The sequence below is a fragment of the Microbacterium aquimaris genome, from assembly GCF_039531285.1.
Taxonomy (GTDB): domain Bacteria; phylum Actinomycetota; class Actinomycetes; order Actinomycetales; family Microbacteriaceae; genus Microbacterium; species Microbacterium aquimaris.
Genome location: NZ_BAAAPT010000002.1, coordinates 131731 through 152782, shown reverse-complemented (window position 1 = coordinate 152782; position 21052 = coordinate 131731). Strand labels below are relative to the sequence as shown.

General features: G+C 69.1%; 23 protein-coding genes. 9 read left to right on the top strand and 14 right to left on the bottom strand.

Going from position 1 to position 21052, the window contains the following annotated elements:
* Positions 1–23 precede the first annotated feature (23 nt).
* Positions 24–479, bottom strand: a complete 456-nt coding sequence (locus ABD204_RS10230; protein WP_194424963.1) for a MarR family winged helix-turn-helix transcriptional regulator — start codon at positions 477–479, stop codon at positions 24–26.
* Positions 480–510: 31 nt separating this feature from the next.
* Here ABD204_RS10230 and ABD204_RS10225 point away from each other — a divergent pair, with 31 nt between their 5' ends.
* On the top strand, positions 511–777 hold the full coding sequence (locus ABD204_RS10225) for a hypothetical protein (RefSeq protein ID WP_194424964.1): 267 nt from the start codon (positions 511–513) through the stop codon (positions 775–777).
* Between the two features lie 23 nt (positions 778–800).
* Here the strand turns inward: ABD204_RS10225 and uvrB are convergent, their stop codons facing one another.
* Positions 801–2882, bottom strand: coding sequence for an excinuclease ABC subunit UvrB (gene uvrB / locus ABD204_RS10220; protein ID WP_194424965.1), 2082 nt, complete (start codon positions 2880–2882; stop codon positions 801–803).
* A gap of 88 nt (positions 2883–2970) precedes the next feature.
* On the opposite strand from uvrB, the gene ABD204_RS10215 reads away from it, so the two are divergent.
* Positions 2971–3576, top strand: a complete 606-nt coding sequence (locus ABD204_RS10215) for a DUF4126 domain-containing protein (protein ID WP_194424966.1) — start codon at positions 2971–2973, stop codon at positions 3574–3576.
* A 10-nt stretch (positions 3577–3586) separates the two neighbouring features.
* On the opposite strand, the gene coaE is transcribed toward ABD204_RS10215, so the two are convergent.
* Positions 3587–4204, bottom strand: coding sequence for a dephospho-CoA kinase (coaE, locus tag ABD204_RS10210; RefSeq protein WP_194424968.1), 618 nt, complete (start codon positions 4202–4204; stop codon positions 3587–3589).
* Between the two features lie 35 nt (positions 4205–4239).
* Positions 4240–5841, bottom strand: a complete 1602-nt coding sequence (locus ABD204_RS10205; protein ID WP_194424970.1) for an MFS transporter — start codon at positions 5839–5841, stop codon at positions 4240–4242.
* Between the two features lie 62 nt (positions 5842–5903).
* Here ABD204_RS10205 and ABD204_RS10200 point away from each other — a divergent pair, with 62 nt between their 5' ends.
* Complete coding sequence (locus ABD204_RS10200; protein WP_194424971.1) at positions 5904–6881, top strand: FUSC family protein; 978 nt, start codon at positions 5904–5906, stop codon at positions 6879–6881.
* Positions 6882–6941: 60 nt separating this feature from the next.
* Here ABD204_RS10200 and rpsA read toward each other — a convergent pair whose 3' ends face one another.
* On the bottom strand, positions 6942–8396 hold the full coding sequence (gene rpsA / locus ABD204_RS10195; RefSeq protein WP_322597627.1) for a 30S ribosomal protein S1: 1455 nt from the start codon (positions 8394–8396) through the stop codon (positions 6942–6944).
* 223 nt (positions 8397–8619) lie between these two features.
* The gene (locus ABD204_RS10190) at positions 8620–9138 is read right to left on the bottom strand and encodes a PadR family transcriptional regulator (protein WP_194425272.1); all 519 of its coding nucleotides are present in this window, start codon (positions 9136–9138) and stop codon (positions 8620–8622) included.
* A gap of 56 nt (positions 9139–9194) precedes the next feature.
* On the opposite strand from ABD204_RS10190, the gene ABD204_RS10185 reads away from it, so the two are divergent.
* Positions 9195–10310: a serine hydrolase domain-containing protein gene (locus ABD204_RS10185; RefSeq protein ID WP_194425273.1), complete on the top strand. Its 1116-nt coding sequence runs from the start codon at positions 9195–9197 to the stop codon at positions 10308–10310.
* Between the two features lie 193 nt (positions 10311–10503).
* On the opposite strand, the gene ABD204_RS10180 is transcribed toward ABD204_RS10185, so the two are convergent.
* The gene (locus ABD204_RS10180) at positions 10504–11088 is read right to left on the bottom strand and encodes a TetR/AcrR family transcriptional regulator (RefSeq protein WP_194425274.1); all 585 of its coding nucleotides are present in this window, start codon (positions 11086–11088) and stop codon (positions 10504–10506) included.
* 77 nt (positions 11089–11165) lie between these two features.
* Here ABD204_RS10180 and ABD204_RS10175 point away from each other — a divergent pair, with 77 nt between their 5' ends.
* Together ABD204_RS10175 and ABD204_RS10170 are read left to right on the top strand one after the other, a co-directional pair.
* Positions 11166–12209, top strand: a complete 1044-nt coding sequence (locus ABD204_RS10175; protein WP_194425275.1) for a zinc-binding dehydrogenase — start codon at positions 11166–11168, stop codon at positions 12207–12209.
* Between the two features lie 10 nt (positions 12210–12219).
* A complete protein-coding gene (locus tag ABD204_RS10170) occupies positions 12220–12579 on the top strand; it encodes an HNH endonuclease (protein ID WP_194425276.1) in 360 nt (119 codons plus the stop codon).
* Between the two features lie 35 nt (positions 12580–12614).
* Here ABD204_RS10170 and ABD204_RS10165 read toward each other — a convergent pair whose 3' ends face one another.
* Positions 12615–12980 carry a DoxX family protein gene (locus tag ABD204_RS10165; protein ID WP_194425277.1) on the bottom strand — a complete coding sequence of 122 codons (366 nt, stop codon included), beginning with the start codon at positions 12978–12980 and terminating at the stop codon, positions 12615–12617.
* A 124-nt stretch (positions 12981–13104) separates the two neighbouring features.
* Here ABD204_RS10165 and ABD204_RS10160 point away from each other — a divergent pair, with 124 nt between their 5' ends.
* The 3 genes from ABD204_RS10160 to ABD204_RS10150 all read left to right on the top strand — a co-directional run bounded on the left by ABD204_RS10160 (position 13105) and on the right by ABD204_RS10150 (position 15289).
* Positions 13105–13521 carry a winged helix-turn-helix transcriptional regulator gene (locus ABD204_RS10160; RefSeq protein WP_194425278.1) on the top strand — a complete coding sequence of 139 codons (417 nt, stop codon included), beginning with the start codon at positions 13105–13107 and terminating at the stop codon, positions 13519–13521.
* 70 nt (positions 13522–13591) lie between these two features.
* Complete coding sequence (locus ABD204_RS10155; protein ID WP_194425279.1) at positions 13592–14062, top strand: hypothetical protein; 471 nt, start codon at positions 13592–13594, stop codon at positions 14060–14062.
* 210 nt (positions 14063–14272) lie between these two features.
* On the top strand, positions 14273–15289 hold the full coding sequence (locus tag ABD204_RS10150) for an aggregation-promoting factor C-terminal-like domain-containing protein (RefSeq protein ID WP_194425280.1): 1017 nt from the start codon (positions 14273–14275) through the stop codon (positions 15287–15289).
* Positions 15290–15352: 63 nt separating this feature from the next.
* Here ABD204_RS10150 and ABD204_RS10145 read toward each other — a convergent pair whose 3' ends face one another.
* The 6 genes from ABD204_RS10145 to ABD204_RS10120 all read right to left on the bottom strand — a co-directional run bounded on the left by ABD204_RS10145 (position 15353) and on the right by ABD204_RS10120 (position 21039).
* Positions 15353–16066 (bottom strand): NUDIX hydrolase, encoded by a 714-nt coding sequence (locus tag ABD204_RS10145; RefSeq protein ID WP_194425281.1) that lies wholly within the window; start codon positions 16064–16066, stop codon positions 15353–15355.
* A 28-nt stretch (positions 16067–16094) separates the two neighbouring features.
* A complete protein-coding gene (locus tag ABD204_RS10140; RefSeq protein ID WP_194425282.1) occupies positions 16095–16652 on the bottom strand; it encodes an NYN domain-containing protein in 558 nt (185 codons plus the stop codon).
* 13 nt (positions 16653–16665) lie between these two features.
* Positions 16666–17010, bottom strand: coding sequence for a DUF2200 domain-containing protein (locus tag ABD204_RS10135; RefSeq protein ID WP_194425283.1), 345 nt, complete (start codon positions 17008–17010; stop codon positions 16666–16668).
* A gap of 2 nt (positions 17011–17012) precedes the next feature.
* Positions 17013–18296 carry a M18 family aminopeptidase gene (locus ABD204_RS10130; protein WP_194425284.1) on the bottom strand — a complete coding sequence of 428 codons (1284 nt, stop codon included), beginning with the start codon at positions 18294–18296 and terminating at the stop codon, positions 17013–17015.
* Between the two features lie 58 nt (positions 18297–18354).
* Positions 18355–19290, bottom strand: a complete 936-nt coding sequence (locus ABD204_RS10125; protein WP_194425285.1) for a DMT family transporter — start codon at positions 19288–19290, stop codon at positions 18355–18357.
* 66 nt (positions 19291–19356) lie between these two features.
* Positions 19357–21039: an ABC1 kinase family protein gene (locus ABD204_RS10120; RefSeq protein ID WP_194425286.1), complete on the bottom strand. Its 1683-nt coding sequence runs from the start codon at positions 21037–21039 to the stop codon at positions 19357–19359.
* Positions 21040–21052 lie beyond the last annotated feature (13 nt).

Below are 21052 nucleotides of genomic sequence, written 5' to 3'. Positions count from 1 at the left end.
CGCGGCTCCTCACCCGCGCCGCATCAGTCCCCCGCGCCGGCCGCGCCGACGAACGCGCCGAGTGCGTCGCGCACCGTGGCGAGGTCCGCCGGGGCGAGCCCGGTGGCGGCCATGACCTGCGCCGGGACGTCGAGTGCCCGACGGCGAAGGGCGCGCCCTTCCTCGGTGAGCGCGATCTCGAGCACACGTTCATCCGCCGCACGACGTCGGCGTGTCAGGCGCCCCTGCGCCTCCAGGCGCTTGACCAGCGGCGACAGCGTGGCCGGTTCCATCGCCAGCGCCTCAGCGAGTCGCCCGAGCGAGCGCGGGGACTGCTCCCACAGCGCCAGCATGACCAGGTACTGCGGGTGCGTGAGTCCCAACGGCTCGAGGATGGGACGGTAGACGGACACCACGTTGCGCGCCGCCGTGACGATCGCGAAGCACACCTGGTTCTCCAGCAGCAGCGGATCCGGATCCCGGTCGGTCGACTCGGTCATCTCTCCCCCATCCCTTAGTACACTAATGATCATGGCACGAACTACTGATGGGTCCGCGGAGACACCCGAGCGTGAGGGTCTGCGCGCCCGGGTCCGGGCCGCCGGAGGCTGGTACGCATACCTGAACGCGCGACTCATCCGTGTCGCGGGCCCCGCATCCGTCGGCCCCTACGACACGACGCCCGAGCCGTCGCGGCACGAGCGCCCGTGCCCGTTGTGTCGGCGGGCGATGTCGTCGCACACCGTCGACCGTTCCGGCCCCAAGCCGCTCCTGCACTGCCCACGCACGATCGCGTGAGATCGGCGACGGGAGGGTCGCGCTCAGGCGTGACCGGCCTTCTCCATCGCGCGCAATTCCTTCTTGAGATCCTGGACCTCGTCACGTAGACGGGCAGCCAACTCGAATTTCAGCTCGGTCGCCGCGGCGAGCATCTGATCGGACAGGTCTTGGATGGTCGCCTCGAGTTGCTGGGCGCCTTCGGCGGCGATGCCCTCCCGGCGCAGCTGCGGCGTCGCAGAGCGCCCCTTTCCACTCCTGGTCTTGGCGGCGTCCTTACGCGAGAGCATGTCGTTCGTGTCCGAGGCCTCGCGCGCGAGCACCTCGGTGATGTCGGCGATGCGCTTGCGCAGAGGTTGCGGGTCGATTCCATGCTCGGCGTTGTAGGCGAGCTGCTTCTCGCGACGGCGCTCGGTCTCGTCGATCGCGTTGCGCATCGAGTCGGTCATCGTGTCGGCGTACATGTGGACCTGCCCGGAGACGTTTCGCGCCGCCCGCCCGATCGTCTGGATGAGCGAGGTACCCGACCGCAAGAAGCCCTCTTTGTCGGCATCCAGGATCGACACGAGCGACACTTCGGGGAGGTCGAGTCCTTCACGAAGCAGGTTGATCCCCACCAGCACGTCGTAGACACCCGCGCGCAGTTCGGTGAGCAACTCCACCCGTCGCAGGGTGTCGACGTCGGAGTGCAGGTATCTCACCCGAACGCCATGCTCGCCGAGGAAGTCGGTCAGTTCCTCGGCCATCTTCTTGGTGAGCGTGGTGACCAGAACACGCTCGTCCCGCTGCACCCGGAGCCGGATCTCCTCCAGCAGGTCGTCGATCTGACCCTTCGACGGTTTGACGATGATCTCCGGGTCGACCAGCCCCGTGGGTCGGATGATCTGCTCCACGATGCCGTCGGCGATGCCCATCTCATACCGACCGGGGGTGGCGGAGAGGTAGACACTCTGTCCGATGCGCTGCTTGAACTCGTCCCATCGCAACGGACGGTTGTCCATCGCGCTCGGCAGGCGGAACCCGTGGTCGACGAGGGTGCGCTTGCGCGACGCGTCACCTTCGTACATGGCGCCGATCTGAGGGACCGTGACATGGGACTCGTCGATGACGAGCAGGAAGTCGTCGGGGAAGAAGTCCAGCAGCGTGTGCGGGGGCTCCCCCGCCGATCGGCCGTCGAGGTGACGCGAGTAGTTCTCGATACCGGAGCAGAAGCCCAGTTGCTGCAACATCTCCAGGTCGAAGGTCGTGCGCATGCGCAACCGCTGCGCCTCAAGCAGCTTGTTCTGCGACTCCAGATCGGCCAGCCGCCCGGCCAACTCCTCCTCGATGGTCCCGATCGCGCGCTGCACCGTCTCGGTGGCGGCGACATAGTGCGAAGCGGGGAAGATGGGCACCGACTCCATCTTCTGCACGACATCGCCGGTGAGCGGGTGCAGCATGTAGAGCGCCTCGATCTCATCGCCGAACATCTCGATCCGGATCGCGTACTCCTCGTAGACGGGGATGATCTCGATCGTGTCGCCGCGCACACGGAAGTTCCCGCGCGAGAAGTCGACGTCGTTGCGGTTGTACTGCATCGAAATGAACTTGCGGATGAGCGCATCCCGGTCGTACCGCTCCCCCACCTGCAGGGCGACCATCGCACGCAAGTACTCCTCCGGTGCACCCAGACCGTAGATGCACGACACGGTCGAGACCACCACGACGTCGCGACGCGACAGCAGGGCGTTGGTGGTCGAGTGCCGCAGACGCTCGACCTCGGCGTTGATCGACGAGTCCTTCTCGATGAAGGTGTCCGTCTGTGGGACGTACGCCTCCGGCTGGTAGTAGTCGTAGTACGACACGAAGTATTCGACCGCGTTGTGCGGCATCAGGTCGCGGAACTCGTTCGCGAGCTGCGCCGCGAGGGTCTTGTTGTGCGCGAGCACGAGCGTCGGACGCTGCACCGCCTCGATGAGCCACGCGGTGGTGGCCGACTTCCCCGTACCGGTCGCCCCGAGCAGGACGACGTCGGTCTCGCCGGCGTTGATGCGTGCGGCCAGGTCGGCGATCGCCTGCGGCTGATCGCCGCTGGGGCTGTAGTCGCTGACGACTTCGAAGGGGCGCACGGAGCGGGTGGTCTGCACCCTTCCAGCGTAGGCGCGACCTCCGACATCGGCGCCGCCGACGACGGGTACCCCTCTCGCTGCGTGTGGGCCGCCCTACAGTGGAGGGATGCTGGAGTTCCTGGTCGGTACGGGGCTCGCCGCATCGGCGGGCCTGAACGCCTGGATGCCGCTGCTCGTACTCGGCCTCGCCGACCGCCTTCTGCCGGCCGTGACGCTCCCGGCGTCCTGGGCATGGCTCTCGAGCGACATCGCGCTCTGGATCATCGGCGCCCTCCTTGTGTTCGAGATCATCGCCGACAAGGTCCCCGCCGTCGACACCCTCAACGACGTCCTGCAGACCGTGGTCCGCCCCGCCTCGGGCGGCATCGTCTTCGGTGCGGGCGCGAGTGCGGAGACGGTGTCGGTCACCGACGCCGAAAGCCTGTTCTCGGACTCGTCGTGGGTGCCGATCCTGACCGGTATGGCGATCGCCCTCGCCGTGCACGGGGTGAAGGCGGCGTTCCGTCCCGTCGCCAACGCCGCGACCGGCGGGATCGCCGCCCCGGTCGTCAGCACCGTCGAGGACGTCTCGGCGCTCCTGCTCGCGGTGCTCGCGATCGTGGTGCCCGTCCTCGCCGCACTCGCCCTGGTCGCGGGGGTGGCCGCGATGGTCGTCGCGATCCGACGCTTCCGGGGACGACGGCGCGCGGGGCCGGCCGACGGCACCACCTGAGCGGCCGGCGTCAGCTCCGCGTCCCGGCGATGCGAGCCGGGAGGGAGGCCCACAGCTCGTCGACCTGACGGTGGGTCTCGGAAAGGTCGCCGGCCGTGTCGATGACCACGTCCGCGAACCGGAGCCTGTCGTCGTCGGAGATCTGGGCGGCCAACCGTGCATCCGCATCGGACGCGCTCATACCCCGGATCTCAACGAGGCGCCGACGACGCAACGCCGCGGGAGCGTGCGCCACGACGATCAGCTCCCAGGGATCCTCGGACCGCGCCTCGGCGAGCAGGGGGACGTCGTACACCACGACCGCGTTGGGATCGTCGTCGAACGCCCGGCTGAACCGACGGTGCGACTCGGTCTTCACGGCGGGGTGGACGATGTCGTTGAGGGCACGGACCGCAGCGTCGTCACCGAAGACGACGCTGCCGAGCGCCGAGCGGTCGAGCGACCCGTCCGGTCTGATCATGTGTTCTCCGAAGCGCCCGGCGATCGCCTCGAGCACAGGTGTCCCGGGGCTCTGCACGTCGCGGACGATCTGGTCGGCGTCGACGATCACCGCACCGTGCGCGGCGAGGCGCGACGCGATGGTCGACTTTCCCGAGGCGATCCCTCCGGTCAGGGCGATGAGGGGCATGCCACGAGCATGCCACGGTCGACCGGTCGGCGGTGTCACTGCCCCGCGCGGGCCGCGGCGGGTTCTGGAGCGGTCCCGTAAGAGGCCACGAGGTCGACTTCTTTCGCGTGCCCCGGAAGGAAGATCCAGACCACGGCCGCGCCGAGCGCTATGGCGATCGCGCCGACCGCGTACGCGGCGATCGAGCCGGCCTCCAGGCTCTGCTGCGCGGCCTGCAGGATCTGATCCTTGTACTGCGGGTTCTGGTCGGCCACCTGCAGCGCCGACGCATAGGAGGACTGCAACGCCGCCGTGACCTCGGCGCTGATGCTCGATGCTTCCCCCGACTCGGCGATGATTGCGCCGAAGGAGCGGGCGAACCCCGCGGCGAGAATCGCGCCGAGCACCCCCTGCATGATCGACCCGCCGAGGTCGCGCTGCAGATCTGCGGTGGCGGAGGCCATACCCACCCGACGCACCGGTGTCGACTCGGTGATCGCCCGCGACGCCGGGGTCATCGCGAATCCCGCGCCGATGCCGATCGCCAGATACGCCAGGCTGAGGTACCAGAACGGCGTGTCTTCACCCCAGAACAACATCGTCACGAAGCCGGCGAGCACGAACACGTAGCCCAGCAGCATCGTGAAGCGCGAACCGCGGGTGAGTACGAGCTTGGCCGATTGCGGCGCCACCGCCAGGAGGCCGATGCCGGCCGGGACGATCGACAGGGACGCTTCCAGCGTCGAGTAGCCGAGGATGTTCTGCTGGAACTGCTGCCCCACGAACATGGCCCCGATGAGGGAGCCGAACACGATGAGACCGCCGGTCGCCGGCGCCCAGAACATCCGACGTCGCGCGACCGAAAGGTCGTACAGGGGTGAGCGCGCGGTCATCTGACGCCACCCGAACACGCCGATGAGCACGACGGCCGCGCCCAGGAGCACACCACCGAACACGGCCGTCTCGGGGGCGAAGACGGTCGCGAGACCGAGCACGAGTGCAGCGATCATGAACACCGACAGCACGCCTCCGACGTGGTCGACGGGCTCATCGGACTCGGCGACATGCGAGGGGACGACGATGATCACCAGCACGAAGCCCGCAAGGGCGATCGGGACCGCGAGCAGGAAGGCCGAGCCCCACCAGAACCACAGCAGCAGCACGCCGGCCAGCACCGATCCGATGACCGTGGCCGTCGCGCTGACGGCCGACCAGAGGGCGATCGCGACCGTGCGTCGGCGCCCGGGCGACCACAGCGCGGTGATCAACGACAGCGTCGTGGGGTAGGCCATCCCCGCCGAGATCCCGGTGAGCACCCGCGCGGCGATGAGCATCTCGACCGATACGGAGAAGGCCGCCAACACGCTCGCGACGACCGTGAGTCCGAGCCCGAGGACGAGCAACTGCTTGCGGCCGTATCGGTCTGCCACAGCCCCCAGGTACATCACCGACATCGCCAAACCCAGCGCGCAACCGACCGCCACCAGGTTCAGGGAGGTCTGACTTGCGCCGAACGCGTCGCCGATGTCGGGGAGGGCGATGTTCGCCGCGGCGAGATTGATGTTGCAGACCAGGGCACCCAGGATGAGCGCGGTCAGGACGAAGGGGGCGCGCTCGGGCGCGTCTGCGGAGGTGTTCGACGAGGGGGGCGAGGTCACGGCCCTTACCCTAGCGATGAGCGCACGACGCGGTGCGGTTCGCGGTCTGGAAGGATCACCTCATGGCCGCCCCGATCAGCCCCGCCCGCCTCTCCCTGCTCGTGGCGGTGGTCCTCGCGCCGCTGGTCGTGGTGGCGGCGACCCCGTTGACCGGGACCCTCGGGCCGACCGTCCTGGCGGCGATCGCGACGGCAGGTTCGCTCCGGCGCGGCGCACCCGCGATGTGGCGCATGGCCGCGTCGTCGACGATCGTCGCCCTGCTGGCGGCGTTGATCCCCACGACCGGGCCCGCACTGCCTGTCCTGGGCACCGCGCTGGTGGTCCTCACCTCACTCGCCACCAGCGCCCTCCCCCGGGTGGGTCTCACCAGCTCTGGCGGCATGGTGGTGACCATCGGCGCGCTCCTGGTCATCAATCCCGTGGTGACGCCGGCCGACGCTGCAGGACCATGGGCGGCCGCGCTGGTCATCACGCTCGTCGTGGGCGCCACGTCGGCGTGGATCGCCGGAATCCTCTCCGCCGCACTCCGCGGTCGCACCCTGCCGGAACCGGATCTGCCCACGCCGACGATCCCCTACAGCATCCTGCTCGCGGTGCTCGCGGGGTCTTTCACCCTCGTATGCCTCCTGGTGTTCCCCGACTCCAACGCCTGGTGGACGGTGCTGACCATCGCCATCGTCCTGCAGCCCACACGGGACCGCCTCTGGTCCAAGCTCGGCGCGCGACTGCTGGGAACCCTCGTCGGCGGCGGGGTGGCGGCGATTCTCGGCCTCGTGCTGCCCCCCGCCATCGCCCCCGCGATCCTCGGGCTCCTGGCTCTCGCGGCCAACGTCGTGCTCACGGTCCGGGGCGCGCCCTACTGGCAGTCGGCGACGGCCGTCACGATCACCGTCGTGATGCTCACCTTCGACCGCGGCGATCTGTTGCAGGGAGATCTCCAGCGCATCCTGTTCACCGCGTCCGCCGCGGGCGCGACCGCGCTGGCCGTCGTCCTGCTCGATGTCCTGCCGGGCGCACGCTCGACCCCGCGCGCCGGCTGAGACGGCGACGGGCCGGGACCCCGAAGGATCCCGGCCCGTCGACCGTCGGTAGGTGTCGGCTCAGCGGCCCGACAGCTTCTCGCGAAGCGCAGCGAGCGCCTCGTCGTCGGCGAGGGTGCCCGCCGAGTTGCTGTCGGAGGCGAAGGTCGACGAAGGCGTCTCGCCGGCGGCGGCGGAAGCGGCCTCGGCCTCCATGGCCTTGACGACGGCGGCCTTGTGAGCCTCCCAGCGGGCGTGGGCGGCGGCGTACTCCTGCTCCCACTTCTCCCGCTGCTCGTCGAAGCCGTCCTTCCACTGGTTGGTCTCCGGGTCGAAGCCCTCGGGGTACTTGTACTCCCCGTTCTCGTCGTACTCGGTGACCATGCCGTAGAGGGCCGGGTCGAACTCGGTTCCGAACGGGTCGACCGACTCGTTGGCCTGCTTGAGCGACAGCGAGATCCGACGGCGCTCGAGGTCGATGTCGATGATCTTGACGAAGACCTCTTCACCGACGGAGACGACCTGCTCGGCGAGCTCGACGTGCTTGCCGGACAGCTCCGAGATGTGCACGAGGCCCTCGATGCCGTCCGCGACGCGGACGAAAGCACCGAACGGGACGAGCTTGGTGACCTTGCCCGGCGCGACCTGACCGATCGCGTGGGTGCGGGCGAACACCTGCCACGGGTCTTCCTGGGTGGCCTTCAGCGACAGCGAGACACGCTCGCGGTCCAGGTCCACCTCGAGAATCTCGACCGTGACCTCCTGGCCGACCTCGACGACCTCGGAGGCGTGCTCGATGTGCTTCCACGAGAGCTCGGAGACGTGGACGAGACCGTCGACGCCACCGAGGTCGACGAACGCACCGAAGTTGACGATCGACGACACGGTGCCCTTGCGGACCTGACCCTTGTGCAGGTTGTTGAGGAAGTTCGAACGCGACTCCGACTGGGTCTGCTCGAGGAGCGCACGGCGCGAGAGCACGACGTTGTTGCGGTTCTTGTCCAGTTCGAGGATCTTCGCCTCGAGCTCCTGGCCGAGGTACGGCGTGAGGTCGCGGACGCGACGCAGCTCGATCAGCGAGGCGGGGAGGAAGCCGCGGAGCCCGATGTCCACGATCAGACCACCCTTGACGACCTCGATCACCTGACCGGTGACGACGCCGTCGTTCTCCTTGATCTTCTCCACGTCGCCCCACGCACGCTCGTACTGCGCGCGCTTCTTCGACAGGATGAGGCGACCTTCCTTGTCCTCCTTCTGGAGAACGAGGGCTTCGACCTCGTCGCCGACATTGACGACCTCGTTGGGGTCGACGTCGTGCTTGATGGAGAGCTCACGCGAGGGGATGACACCCTCGGTCTTGTAACCGACGTCGAGGAGCACCTCGTCGCGGTCGATCTTCACGACGGTGCCTTCGATGAGGTCTCCGTCGTTGAAGAACTTCAGGGTCTTCTCGACCGCGGCCATGAAGTCCTCAGCAGATCCGATGTCATTGATGGCGACCTGCTTGGTGGCCGGGGCGGTCGTTGCGGTAGTCATGTAGTGGGTTGTCCTAAAGGGTTGTGTGCTCGGGCTCCGTCCGCGGGCATGCAGGATGCCGCCGGCGGAGCGAAACGGATTGTGGTCATGCGATGTCACGGACGTCGGCCTCGGATCGAATGCACGCAACAGGGCGTGCGGATGAGGCCACAGGAGTGACAGTCAATGCTAACAGAGCGTGACGGCGTGATTCCAGCCCGCGGTGAGCTTCCCGTACGTGCCGTCAGGTGAGCTCGTCGAGCCACTCGCACGCGAGGCGGTGCGCACGCAGTCCGTAGTCGAGAGTCGCACGCTGGTAGGCGAAGATCTCCCGATATCCTTCCGGCACCGGTTGCGCATCGAGGACGCGTTCCACGGCCTCCAACTCGGCCCGCGCGGCCGCCGCACTCGCCCGCAGCATGTCCAGGACCTCGTCCCGCTGCGTCCCCGCGGGCATGAGCCCGAGCAGGTACACCTTCGCGAGCATGACGCGTTCCGGATTGGCCCCCTCCCCCGGCGTCCGCATCCACTCGCGCCATGCGGCGACACCGGACGGCGTCGCCGTATGCACTTTGCGACCACGGACCGACCCCGGTTCCTCCCGCACCGACACCAGCCCGTCTGCCGAAAGGCGCGCGAGAGCGCGCTGGATGCTTCCGAAGCTCGCGCTGTAGAACAGCGACGCGCCCGCCGCGAACTGCTTGTGCACGTCGTACAGCGACATCGGCGCGAGCATGAGCATCCCGAGGATCAGGAATTGCATGTGGACCTCCCGTGCGACTCCCCCTATATTACCCTTAGGTATATCGAAAGGGTGCCATGTCCAGCCACCGTCCCCGGCGCGCGACACGGTCCGATCGCGCGCTCGCCACGATGGCGAAAGTCGTCGCGCGCAGCGACCGCCGCCGCCGCGAGCTGCCCGCTGTGCAGATCCTCGTGCGCGGGCCGGGGATCGAGTTCACCCACGGCGACCGGACGCGCCCGTTCCATGCCGCGAGCGTCGCGAAGATGATGACCGCGACCCTCGCGTTCCGCCTCGCCGAACGAGGACTGCTCGATATGGACGCGCCATTGACCGGTCTTCTGCCGGCCGCGGAGACGAGCGGACTGTTCGCCCGCGACGGCCGAGACGCGGCGGCCGAGGTCACCCCGCGCATGCTCGCCGCCCACACCAGCGGCGCCGCCGACTACTTCGAAGGCGGCAACGACACCGGCAGGCCCTTCCCGAGCATCCTCGCCGACGACCCGGCGCGCCGGTGGAGCCCGGCGGAGCTCCTGGACTTCACGCGCGATCACCAGTCGCCCTCGGACGGGCCCGGAGCAGGATTCCTCTACTCCGACACCGGATACGTCGTCCTGGCGCGCGTGATCGAGGAGACGGGCGGCGAGAGCTTGGCCGCCCAACTGCACGGAGGCATCTTCGCGCCGACGGGCATGACATCGTCCGCGCTGGCTTTCCACACGGTCCCCGGCGGCGCGACGGCGACCGACACCCCCCGCCGCGAGATGGACATCGCACCGATCGTCGTCGACGGTGTCGACCTGGCCGACACCGGCGCACTCAGCTGCGATTGGGGTGGCGGGGGCGTCGTTTCGACACTGGATGACCTCGCGCGTTTCTCGGAGGCATGGCACGCCGGTGAGCTGTTGGGGGAGGCGGGCAGGGAGGCGATGCGAGAAGTCCGCCATCGATTCCGCCGCGGCATCCACTACGGTGCGGGCCTCATGCAGGTGCGCTACGCGGAGTTCTTCCCGCTGCTGCGCCGACTCCCCCACCCCGTCGGGCACCTGGGCGTCACCGGAACGCACCTGTTCTGCGCGCCCGAGCCGGGCGTGACTATCGTCCTCAACGCACACTCGACCGCGGAGATGGTCCACAGCTTCCGGTTGCACATCCAGCTGATGCAGGCGGCCGTCTCCATCGTGCGCGGGTGAGCATCACACGGAGTGGGCCACGAAACGGAGCCCGTCGGCGCCCCAAGGGCTCTTCGTCCCACCCTCCGACGTGCCGCGCCTCGAGGATGAACAGCACATCTGCGATGCCCGTCCGAACGAAGCGCGCGACCGTGGGGGCGCGACCGGTGACAGCCGACCGGTCCTCGGCGACGGCATCTGCGGGCTCGACCGATCAGCGGCGGTCGGCCGCCGCGAGGATCGTCCGCGCGGCGGCGATGGCCGCATCCACCATCCCGATTCCGGCGAGCCGCGACGAGGCGAGCGCGCCTTCGTGGAGGCACATCAGTTGCAGCCCGAGGTTCTCCGGTCGCATGAATGTCGCCTCGCGTGCGAGCGTGGTGAACAGCTCGCGCAACCACTGCTTCTCCGCTGCAGCAACCGAGAAACCCGGGTGGACATCGTCGGGGATCTCGGCGAGGGCGTTGATGAATGCGCACCCGCGAGGGTTGCCCCGACTCCACTCCGCGAGCACGTGGAACGGGATGAGCAGACGCTCGTCGGGCGCCGTGACCTCGTCGAGGCGCGCGAGCAGCAGCCGCCGCCACCTCCGGTCCCGCTCGAGGAGGTAGGTCGCCACCAACACGTCCTTCGAGCCGAACCGGTCGTAGAGGGTGCGCTTGGTGACCCCGGACGCCGAGGCCACCGCGTCCACTCCCACCGCGGTGATGCCTCGCGCATAGAACAGCTCCGCGCCGGCGTCGAGGATGCGGCGGGCGGCGGGAGTGAGCGTGTCGGGGTCGAGTGCGGTTGCCTTCACCGTCCAGTGAACCTATCGTGAGAGGAGTGACTTCACAGATCAGTGTACCCGGGCGCGATGCCCCGGACACCCCACGGATGACCGCCGCCCGCATCCACGCCCACGGGGGGTCCGAGGTCCTCACCGTCGACCGAGTGCCCGTCCCCGAGCCGGCGGCGGGCCACGTCCGGGTACGCGTCACCGCAGCCGCTCTGAACAACACCGACCTGTGGACCCGCGAAGGTGCGTATGGGATCCGCGGCGACCATCCGAGCCCCGCGGGATGGATCGGCCCGATCGACTTCCCCCGCGTCCAGGGCGGCGACGCCGCCGGGGTCGTCGACGCGGTCGGTGAGGCCGTGCACGATTCCCTGATCGGCGCACGTGTCGTCGTCGACCCGGCCACGTACGACGGGCCGGGCGATCACGCTCTCCCTGCGCGTATCCTCGGCAGCGAGTACGACGGTGCGTACGCCGAGTACCTCGTGGTCGCCGCCGACGCCGTGCACCGGGTGGACAGCTCCCCCCTGGATGACGCGCAGTTGGCGGCACTCCCGATCGCGTACGGCACCGCAATGGGCATGATCGAGCGCGGCGGCATCGCTTCGGGCGACACGATCGTGGTCACCGGCGCCTCGGGAGGGGTCGGGATCGCGCTCGTCCAGCTCGGCGTCGCCCGCGGGGCCGAGGTCATCGCGATCTGCAGCGCAGGGAAGGCCGACGGCGTTCGCGATGCCGGAGCCACCCACATCGTGGATCGCGCCGGAGACGCGTGGGCGCAGGTCGGCCGCATCGCGCCGGACGGGGTCGCCGCCGTGCTGGATGTCGTGGCAGGCACGAACGTGCACGCGGGGGTGCCCCACCTCCGGCCTGGGGGCCGCTGGGTCGTCGCCGGAGCTCTGGGCGGACACGACATCAACATCGACGTGCGAAGCCTCTACCTGCGGAATCTGTCGATCGTCGGGTCGACGATGCACACCCGCCCCCACTTCCGCGCGCTCATCGATCTCGCACGGAACGGGGCGGTGCGCCCCCTCATCGCCCAGACATTCCCCTTGACGGAGGTGCACCGCGCGCAGGAGGAGCTCGGATCGCGCCGACACGTCGGCAAGCTCGTCCTCCTCCCCGGCGGGGGCGCATAGGCTCCTCGGCATGAGCCCGTCCCGCCCGCGCGCCGCGCGATACGCCAAACGGCGCGCGAAACGGGTGGCGGCCTCGGGGAGCGATCTCACCGACGCACAATGGACGGCGATCGTCGCAGCCTGGGGGATGTGCGCCTACTGCGGCACCGAAGGCGTGCCGATGCAGAAGGACTGCGTCATGCCGATCTCGCGCGGTGGGCGGTACACCCTCGAGAACGTGGTCCCGGCGTGCCGCTCCTGCAACGCGAGCAAGTGCAATGACGAGGTGACCGGGTGGATGCGACGCAAGCGACTCGACGAACCCGCCTTTCTCCGCCGGTGGGTCGCCGTCCTCGCCGACCTGCGCGCGGCATCACCACCGGCCCGGTGAGGGCGCACGCGAGACCGGACACCCGTCGGGACCGGTCAGACGACCGCGAGGAAGCCCAGTACAGCTGCGGCGATCGACAGCACCATCAACACCAGTGACGTCGTCGCCTTCTCCTTGCGACGGATGTGGACGACGGTGGCGCCGACCATGAGAACCGCGAGTGCGATCGCGGCGATGGGCGCGAGCACCGGCGCGATGCCGGTCAGCGGAGGCAGGATGAGGCCGACGGCGCCGAGGACTTCGGCGATGCCGATGAGGCGGACGGTCACGGCACTGAAGCCGTCGGTCCACTCCATGCCCGATTCCCGGAGCTGATCCTTGTGGCGAAGCGTCTTCATGGCGCCGGCCATGAGCATGGCGGCGGCGAGGAGTCCGGCGACGATCCAATAGGCGACGATCATGAGGGTCCTTTCACACAGTGATGCCGGTTACGATCAGTAACCGGCATCACGAGTATGGACACTCGAGGGGCCGCCTGCAAAAGGCACACCCATGTAACCGCCCGACGGCGAAACGGAGAAGACCATGGCGATCGACGTCACACCCCCCGTCCTCCCCCCGCAAGCCCCGACGGGCCTCGAGGTGTGCGGCGGCGGTGACGCGGACGCCCTCGCGATCAGAGAAGTCCTCAATCGGGTGGGCGACAAGTGGTCGTTGCTGGTGATCGGGACCCTCCGCGGCCAGCAGATCCGCTTCACCGAGCTGCGGCGGCGGATCCCGGGTGTCTCGCAGCGGATGCTGACACTCACACTCCGACAGCTCGAACGCGACGGCCTCGTCGTTCGGACGGCCCATCCCGAGGTTCCTCCCCGCGTCGAATACGCTCTCACCGACCTCGGCGCGACCCTCGTGGATGTGGCCATCGGTCTGGCATCGTGGGCGAGGGCGAACTACCCGGAGATCCAACGATCACGCGAGCGGTTCGACGCCGGCACTTCTTGACGTATCTGAGCGAACCATGAACGCTCTAGGTGTGTGAGCCACCCGAGGCTCACCGACACCAGGGGGCCCTATGCGCACGTCCAGCCGTCTCACCTCACTCGCCGCGCTCACCGCCGGCGGTGTCGTCCTTCTCACCGGATGCTTCGCCAACCCGATCGAACAGCTCGTCGGCGGGGGCGCCGAGGATGCCGTCGAACGCCTCATCGAGGAGCAGACCGGCACCGACATCGACATCGACACCGGAGACGGCGTCGATGTCCCCGCGGGATGGCCGGCGCTTCCCCTCCCCGACGGCGACCTGCTCGCCGCCTATGAGGTGGATGGCGCCTTCTCGCTCTATTACCAGATCACCGACCCCGCGACCGCGGAGAGCCTCGTCGCCACTCTCGAGGGGCAGGGGTTCGAATCCATCAGCTCCGGTGAGGTCGGCGATCTCAAGACGGTGCTGTTGCAGACGCCCGAGTGGAGCGTGAACGTCGGCTGGGGATTCGAGGACGGCGACGTCGTGACGTTGAGCTACTCCGCCTTCCCCACGGAGTGAACCGCCGGACCCACGCGCGGGCGTCGACGCACGGAAGCCACCGAGGTCGCTCCCGTCAGATGCACACCTCGACCGGACACGCCATGCCCGCGAGGTAACGTTCGGGTCACATTCAGGTCCGATCTGGCAGACTCGGTGATTCGTGTCTGCTTCTGCCGACGCGGAACGCCGTTCTCACGGCGCGGATACCCGATACGGAACCTGGTTTTGATGCACACGAACACGACTACCTCCCCCGTCTCCAGCCGGCGCGCCCGCCGCGAGGTCGCGCGACGCAACCGACGTCGTCCCGCGATCGCGGCGGCAAGCCTTGCGATCGGCGTCCTCGCCGTGGGCGCGGTCACCGGCACCACCGCCGTCTCGCAGGCCTCGGCCTCTTCGACACCGGCGCTCACCGCGTACGCACTCGCGTCGAACACGACCGCCACGCCCGCGCCGACCGGATCTGCGACGAGCTTCGATCTCGATGACATCACCGACGACGCCGAACAGGCTCTCGCCGCCGCCGACGACGCGCTCGAATCCGTGGAAGACGTCGAGGACGACGTGGCCGAATCCGGCCTCGATCTCGGCGACGCGGCGACCGAGGTCGACACGACCGCCCTCGAGGAGGCGATCGACGACCTCGACGGTGCCCACCTGCTGCCCTCCCCCGCCGTGGCCGACCTGACCGACGACGTCGCGGCGCTGGTCGCCGCCGTGTCGGAGGACGTCGCCGGCATGCGCGGAAGCCTCGAGGCGGCCGAGCAGAAAAAGGCCGAAGAAGAGGCTGCGGAGAAGGCCCGCCAAGAAGCCGAAGCTGCCGCGGCCGCCGCAGCCGCCGCCGAGGCGGAGGCCGCCGCAGCCGCCGCAGCCGAACAGTCCACGTCGACCGAAGCGTCCACAGGTGTGGCGAACCCCGGCTACGCGTCCGGCGGCACCAGCGCCGGCGAAGCGCAGTCGATCGCGCGTGGCATGCTCAGCGGATACGGCTGGGGGGACGACCAGTTCAGCTGCCTGGTCGCGCTCTGGAACAAGGAGTCCGGCTGGAACTACCAGGCCTACAACGCTTCCAGCGGCGCCTTCGGCATCCCTCAGGCACTCCCCGGAAGCAAGATGGCCTCGGCCGGCGCCGACTGGCAGACCAACGCGGCCACTCAGATCTCGTGGGGCCTGGGGTACATCGGGGGCCGCTACGGCTCGCCGTGCGGTGCGTGGGACCACTCCCAGGCGGTCGGCTGGTACTGACCCCCTCCGGCTCCGGAGCGACTCGGCCCCGTCCCCCTTCGGGTGGGCGGGGCCTTCCGCGTTTCAGCCCGGAAGAGTCAGCGGGAACTCGCGGTCCTGATCCCACGGCTCCGTCCAGCCGAGCCGGTCGAACAGGCGGTCCAGCAGCATCGCGGTGAAACCCCACACGAGATGCTCACCGTCCGCGTGCGGAACGACGAAGGCCGGGCCGCGCCACGACTGTCCCTCCCGCCGCACCGAGACCGTGCCGCGGCGCCGGGCATCGAGGAGGTCCGCGACCGGCACCCGGAAGACATCCGAGGACTCACGTTCGTCCACCACGCGCACCGGGGAGGGACTCCGCCACCAGCCGAGCACCGGTCGGACCAGGTGTCGCGAGTAGGCCAGCGGCACCTCCTCGAGCACACCGAGCACGTCGACCCCGGCCGGGTCGAGGCCGGTCTCCTCACGGGCCTCCCGCAGCGCGGCGTCGACAGGTCCGGTGTCACCGGGGTCGACCCGCCCTCCGGGGAACGCGATCTGTCCGGCGTGTGAGCTGAGCGTCGTGGCGCGCGCCAGCAGGAGCACGTCGAGGTCGGCCGATACCGCCGCGTCGTGGGCGTCGTGGTCGCTCGGCAGGTCGTCGAGGACACCGAACAGCATGAGCACCGCGGCCCGCCGCGACCCCGGCGCCCGCGGCAACGACCGGAGGGCGGAGCGGTCCAGATCGCTCCCGTGCCCGGCGGCGACCGCGGCCAGCTCGGCGCGGGCGCTGCGGGCGGAAACGGGGACGGACATCCCCCCAGGCTACGCCGCTATCGGGCGGTCAGCCCTGCAGGAACACCTCGGGATCGAACTCCTCGATCGGGATCACGCGCACCCGCGGAAGCGGCGCGTCGAACGCCTCGGCGTCGTACTCCAGATCGAACAGCTCGAGACCGGGGAGGTTGGTGTACTCACTGCTGCGGAACTCGTGGAATGCCAGCACCCCGAGACGGCGGCTTCCATCGGCGAGGTGGCCGAGATCCTCCACGAAGTCGCGGTCGTGGCTCACGAGCACCACATCGCCGTCATGGTCCGCCAGCGCGCGCAGCGTGCGCTGGATGGCGATGTCGACGACCTTCTCCTCGGAGGAGCCCGACAGGGACACCGGTTGGTACCCCAACGCGAGCAGCGCCTGGACGAACGACATCGGCAGGTGGGCGGAGGCGTTGAGGAAGAACAGCCCCCGCGCGGGCTGACCCCATCGGGTGGAGACGAAGCTCAGAAGACGGTCCCACCGCGGTCGCTCGTCGGGCTGGGGGCGTCGCCCGAGGATCGACGATCCCAGGGTGGCGTCGATGTTCTCGCCGTCGACGAGCACCCATGTGGTGCGTTCGGTCATGTCGTCCTTCCGATCACGGCGTACGGAGTACCTTCTCCATCGCCTTTCCCTTGGCCAACTCATCGACGAGTTTGTCGAGATAGCGGATCTTCTGCATCAGCGGATCATCGACGTCCTCGACCCGCACCCCGCAGACCACACCGGTGATGCGGTCCGCATGCGGGTTGAGACGGGCGTCGGCGAAGAACTCCTCGAACGTCTCCCGTCGGCCGATCCGACGGGAAAGCTCCGCGTCGTCGTAGCCGGTCAACCAGGTGATCACCTCATCGACCTCCGCGCGCGTGCGGCCTTTTCGTTCCGCCTTCGCCACGTACATCGGGTACACCTCGGCGAAGGGCATGGTGAAGATCCGGTGCATGATCAGCCCCCCAGGTAGGTCTCGGCGACGCGTCGCAGGTCCCATAGGTCGCTGACGCCGGCGAGCTCGCGCGCCGAGTGCATGGACAGGATCGGGATACCCACGTCGACCGTGCGGATCCCGAGCCGCGTCGCCGTGATCGGCCCGATCGTCGACCCGCAGGGCACCGCGTTGTTGGAGACGAACTCCTGCGCGTGGACGCCGGCATCGGCGCACCACCCGTTCCACGCCGCCGCACCGACCGCGTCGGTGGCATACCGCTGGTTGGCGTTGATCTTCAGGATCGGGCCCGAACCGAGCACCGGCTGGACGACCGGATCGTGTTTGTCCGCATAGTTGGGATGCACGGAATGGCCGACGTCACTCGAGACGCACCACGAATCCGTCAACGACCGGAGCTGCTGCTCACGATCCGCACCCAGGCCGAGCCAGAGCCGTTCCAGGACATCGGAGAGGAACGGGCCGGCCGCACCCGAGCGGGTCCCCGAGCCCACCTCTTCGTGGTCGAACACGGCGAGCAGGGGGATGTGGTCGGTGGCGGTGTCCGCCGCTGCGACGAGGGCCATCACCCCCGCGTGAACAGAAGCGAGGTCATCGAGCCGTCCGGCGGCGAAGAAGACGTCGTCGCGGCCGAAGACCCCTCCACGAGCCGCGTCCGCGGTCACGATGTCGTATCCGCGGATGCGCCCCGGATCGACGTCGGCGCCCGCGGCCAGCTCCGCGAGCAGATCCGCGGACTCTGCGCCGCCGAGCCCCCACACCGGCTGGGTCTGGGACTGCTTGTCGAGGGCAAGCCGGTCGTTGACCTCGCGGTCGAGGTGGATCGCGAGCTGGGGCAGCCGCAGGAGCGGGCCGGTCGCCGCGAGCACGTCACGTCCGTCATCGAGCACGAGACGCCCGGCCAGGCGCAATTCACGGTCGAGCCACGAGTTCAACATGGGCCCGCCGTACACCTCCACCCCCGCCTGCAGCCAGCCGAGACGCCCGGTCGTGGGCCGGGGCTTGAGCTTGAACCCCGGGGAGTCGGTGTGCGCCCCGAAGATCCTGACGCCGGTGGCCGCCGTCGCCGTACCGGGGACGGCCCAGGCGATCGCGGCGCCGTCACGCACCACGACGAATCGTCCCCCCGTGGCGGAGAGCCACGACTCCCCCTCCCGCAACCGGACGAACCCCGCATCCTCCAACCGACGCGCGACCTCCTCGGCCGCGTGAAAGCTCGAGGGTGCGGCGGCGATGAACTCGGCGAGGTCTGCGGCGTGGTCGAGGGCGTCGGTTGCGGTGGGCACGGGGTGGTTCTCTCCTGACGGTGCGGACGCGGCGGTGCTTTCGAGCGTAGTCACCCCGTCAACGCGAGGGCGGCGGGGAGGAGGAGACCGCCGCGGCAGGGGTGTGGTCGGTCTGCTCCTTCGCGAGCGACCAGACACCTGCCATCGCCGCGGCACCGGCCACGGCGAAGATCGGGAAGCTCCACAATGGTGCGGACGCTGCCTCCTGCAGCACCGTGATGCCGAGGACGACGGCGACGAAAGGGTCGACGACGGTGAGCCCGGCCACGACCACCTGAGGGCCGTTGACGGTGTGCGCCGTCTGCACGAACCAGATCGACAAGGCCCCGGCGACCGCGATCCCCGCAGCGCAGGCGATCGTGAGCAGGTTGGTCTCGTCGAGGGTGATGTCACGATGGTGGATCGCGGTCTGGATGCGCAGGATCACCGTCTTGCCGAGCGTGGCCACGAATCCGGAGTACAGGCCGCCCAGCAGCACGTACAGGACCGGCGGTGTGCGCCGTCGGCGGAAGCCCGCCAGGCCGGCGAAGGTCGCAGCGAGGACGACGAGCAGGACGATGAGCACGGCGATCAGCTGTTCGTCCGTGATGGTCGTCTGCTCGCTGACCGCGGCGGCGACCGACACGAACACGCCCAGGCTGATCACGCACACCGCGATCGAGACGACCTCCCGCACACGCGGCGCGGTCTTCGTGACCAAGGCGGTCAGCACGGAGGCGAACACCAGGGCGATCACGCCCACCGGCTGCACGACGATCAGGGGGGCGAACGCGAGCGCCGCCAATTGCACCAGGATCGCGAGGCCGAACAGCGCACTGCCGCCCAGCCACACCGGATCGCGCGCGAGGCGCCAGAACCGGGCCGGACCGATCCCCGAGCTGTCCGCCGTCGTGCGCGCGACGCCCCGTGACTGCAGGAAGTTGCCGAGGGTCAGGAACAACGCGGAGATCACCGCGAGCACGATGCCGATGATCGGAAAGGACGTGATGGTCACCGGGTCGCCCCTCTCGGTCGCACGTGGTCCACGCTATCGGCAACGCCTCGACCGACGCGAACGCCCCTACGGGAGACGGCGTGCGAGGATCCCGGCAAGGAGCGCGTGCAGCAACGCCGGGACCGACGCGAACATGAGCGCCGTCCCCGCAACCGGGTCGTCGGGACGCAGGACCGCCCCCGCGATGAGAAGGCCCGCGAACAGCACGGCCGAGACGACGCGTCGCGCGAGGGTCTCGAGCCCGCGCACCCGTGCGTCCAGGCGCGGGGAGTCCACCGCCAACCTCCCGTCCTCCAGCCGGGTCAGCACGTCGTCGACCCGGCGCGGCATCCTCGCCACCAGTCCCGCGACCGAGGCGGCCTCCGATGCGAACGCCTGCACGAGGTTCCCGCGCTCGTCGCGGATGAGGCGTTGCGCGTACGGCTCGACCGCCTCCCAGATGTTGAACGCCGGGTCGAGCGCGCTGCACACACCCGACGTGAGTGATACGGCACGGATGACCAGCAGGAAGTTCTCCGGAAGCTGGAACGGCATGCGCCGCACCAGATCGCGGAACTCCATCGCGAAGTCGCGGAACTCCCGCGGATCGACCTCCTGCAACTCGGCGAACCCCATGCCGCCGAACCGGGCGAAGAGGGTCGTCATCGCCCGCTCGAGTTCGCCGGTATCTGCCGAAGGGAGGAGCACGCCGACGTCACGGATGCTCTCGACCAGGTGACGACCGTTGCGCGAGGCCACGGCGATGATCACCTGTTGCAGGCCCCGGCGGAGTCGATCGGGCACCTCCCCCATCATCCCGAAGTCGATGAACGTCAGTGTCCACGGCCTGGGACCGTCCGGCGTCGGCGTGACGAAGACGTTCCCCGGGTGTGGATCGGCGTGGAAGTACCCGTTCGTGAACAGCTGCTCGAACATCACCGCGGCGAACTCGTGGGCGACCTCGCGCGGATCGATCCCCGCCTCGCGCAGGGCGTCGCGGTCGTTGATCTTGATCGCGGTGACATCCTCGAGGGTGAGAACACGCCGCGTCGAGCGCTCCCAGGCGACCTGCGGGGTCGCCACACGTGTGTCGTCGGCGAAGTCCTCTCGGAACCGCTCGGCGTTGGCCGCCTCGTGGAGGTAGTCGATCTCCTCCAGGCTGGTCACCGCGAACTCGTCGAGGAGCGCGGGAAGGTCGACGTGTTCACGCACCACACGCACGCGGCTGAGCCACGCCGCGACCCGGCGGAGCGCGGCGAGATCGACATCGACGATCTGATCGATCCCCGGACGCTGGACTTTGACGACGACGTCGGTGAAGCCGGCGTGCGTCGCTTCTGCGGCCACCAGGCGCGCACGATGCGCCTGACCGAGGGAGGCCGCCGCCAGCGGTATCGGTTCGACCTCCTCGAACACCGTCGACAGGGACGCCTGCAGCTCCGACTCCGCGAGGGCCCGAATCGCCTCGAAGTCCACGGGCGGGACCTCGTCCTGCAGGCCTTCGAGTTCCTTCGTGATCACCGGTGGCAGCACATCGAGACGCGACGACATGAACTGTCCGACCTTGATCATCAGGCCGCCCAGGGCCACGGCAAGCGTGTGGAAGTTGCGCGCGAGACGCTGCAGCCGGCGGGCTCGACCGCGCGCCGCGAACGATCCGAGACCGATACGCGGCAGGAACAGCTCGAACCACCACGCTTGGAGCATGTAGCGCGCGGCGAAGCGCAGAATGCGCCGGTAGCGGGCGCGGGTGCTGCCCCCGTCGGTCATCGAGCCTCCTGAG

Bases quoted from the DNA above. Each gene is read 5' to 3' on its own strand.
- ABD204_RS10230 (WP_194424963.1), bottom strand. From the start codon at position 479: ATGACCGAGTCGACCGACCGGGATCCGGATCCGCTGCTGCTGGAGAAC.
- ABD204_RS10225 (WP_194424964.1), top strand. From the start codon at position 511: ATGGCACGAACTACTGATGGGTCCGCGGAGACACCCGAGCGTGAGGGT.
- ABD204_RS10215 (WP_194424966.1), top strand. From the start codon at position 2,971: ATGCTGGAGTTCCTGGTCGGTACGGGGCTCGCCGCATCGGCGGGCCTG.
- coaE (WP_194424968.1), bottom strand. From the start codon at position 4,204: ATGCCCCTCATCGCCCTGACCGGAGGGATCGCCTCGGGAAAGTCGACC.
- ABD204_RS10200 (WP_194424971.1), top strand. From the start codon at position 5,904: ATGGCCGCCCCGATCAGCCCCGCCCGCCTCTCCCTGCTCGTGGCGGTG.
- rpsA (WP_322597627.1), bottom strand. From the start codon at position 8,396: ATGACTACCGCAACGACCGCCCCGGCCACCAAGCAGGTCGCCATCAAT.
- ABD204_RS10190 (WP_194425272.1), bottom strand. From the start codon at position 9,138: ATGCAATTCCTGATCCTCGGGATGCTCATGCTCGCGCCGATGTCGCTG.
- ABD204_RS10185 (WP_194425273.1), top strand. From the start codon at position 9,195: ATGTCCAGCCACCGTCCCCGGCGCGCGACACGGTCCGATCGCGCGCTC.
- ABD204_RS10175 (WP_194425275.1), top strand. From the start codon at position 11,166: ATGACCGCCGCCCGCATCCACGCCCACGGGGGGTCCGAGGTCCTCACC.
- ABD204_RS10170 (WP_194425276.1), top strand. From the start codon at position 12,220: ATGAGCCCGTCCCGCCCGCGCGCCGCGCGATACGCCAAACGGCGCGCG.
- ABD204_RS10165 (WP_194425277.1), bottom strand. From the start codon at position 12,980: ATGATCGTCGCCTATTGGATCGTCGCCGGACTCCTCGCCGCCGCCATG.
- ABD204_RS10160 (WP_194425278.1), top strand. From the start codon at position 13,105: ATGGCGATCGACGTCACACCCCCCGTCCTCCCCCCGCAAGCCCCGACG.
- ABD204_RS10155 (WP_194425279.1), top strand. From the start codon at position 13,592: ATGCGCACGTCCAGCCGTCTCACCTCACTCGCCGCGCTCACCGCCGGC.
- ABD204_RS10150 (WP_194425280.1), top strand. From the start codon at position 14,273: ATGCACACGAACACGACTACCTCCCCCGTCTCCAGCCGGCGCGCCCGC.
- ABD204_RS10145 (WP_194425281.1), bottom strand. From the start codon at position 16,066: ATGTCCGTCCCCGTTTCCGCCCGCAGCGCCCGCGCCGAGCTGGCCGCG.
- ABD204_RS10140 (WP_194425282.1), bottom strand. From the start codon at position 16,652: ATGACCGAACGCACCACATGGGTGCTCGTCGACGGCGAGAACATCGAC.
- ABD204_RS10135 (WP_194425283.1), bottom strand. From the start codon at position 17,010: ATGCACCGGATCTTCACCATGCCCTTCGCCGAGGTGTACCCGATGTAC.
- ABD204_RS10120 (WP_194425286.1), bottom strand. From the start codon at position 21,039: ATGACCGACGGGGGCAGCACCCGCGCCCGCTACCGGCGCATTCTGCGC.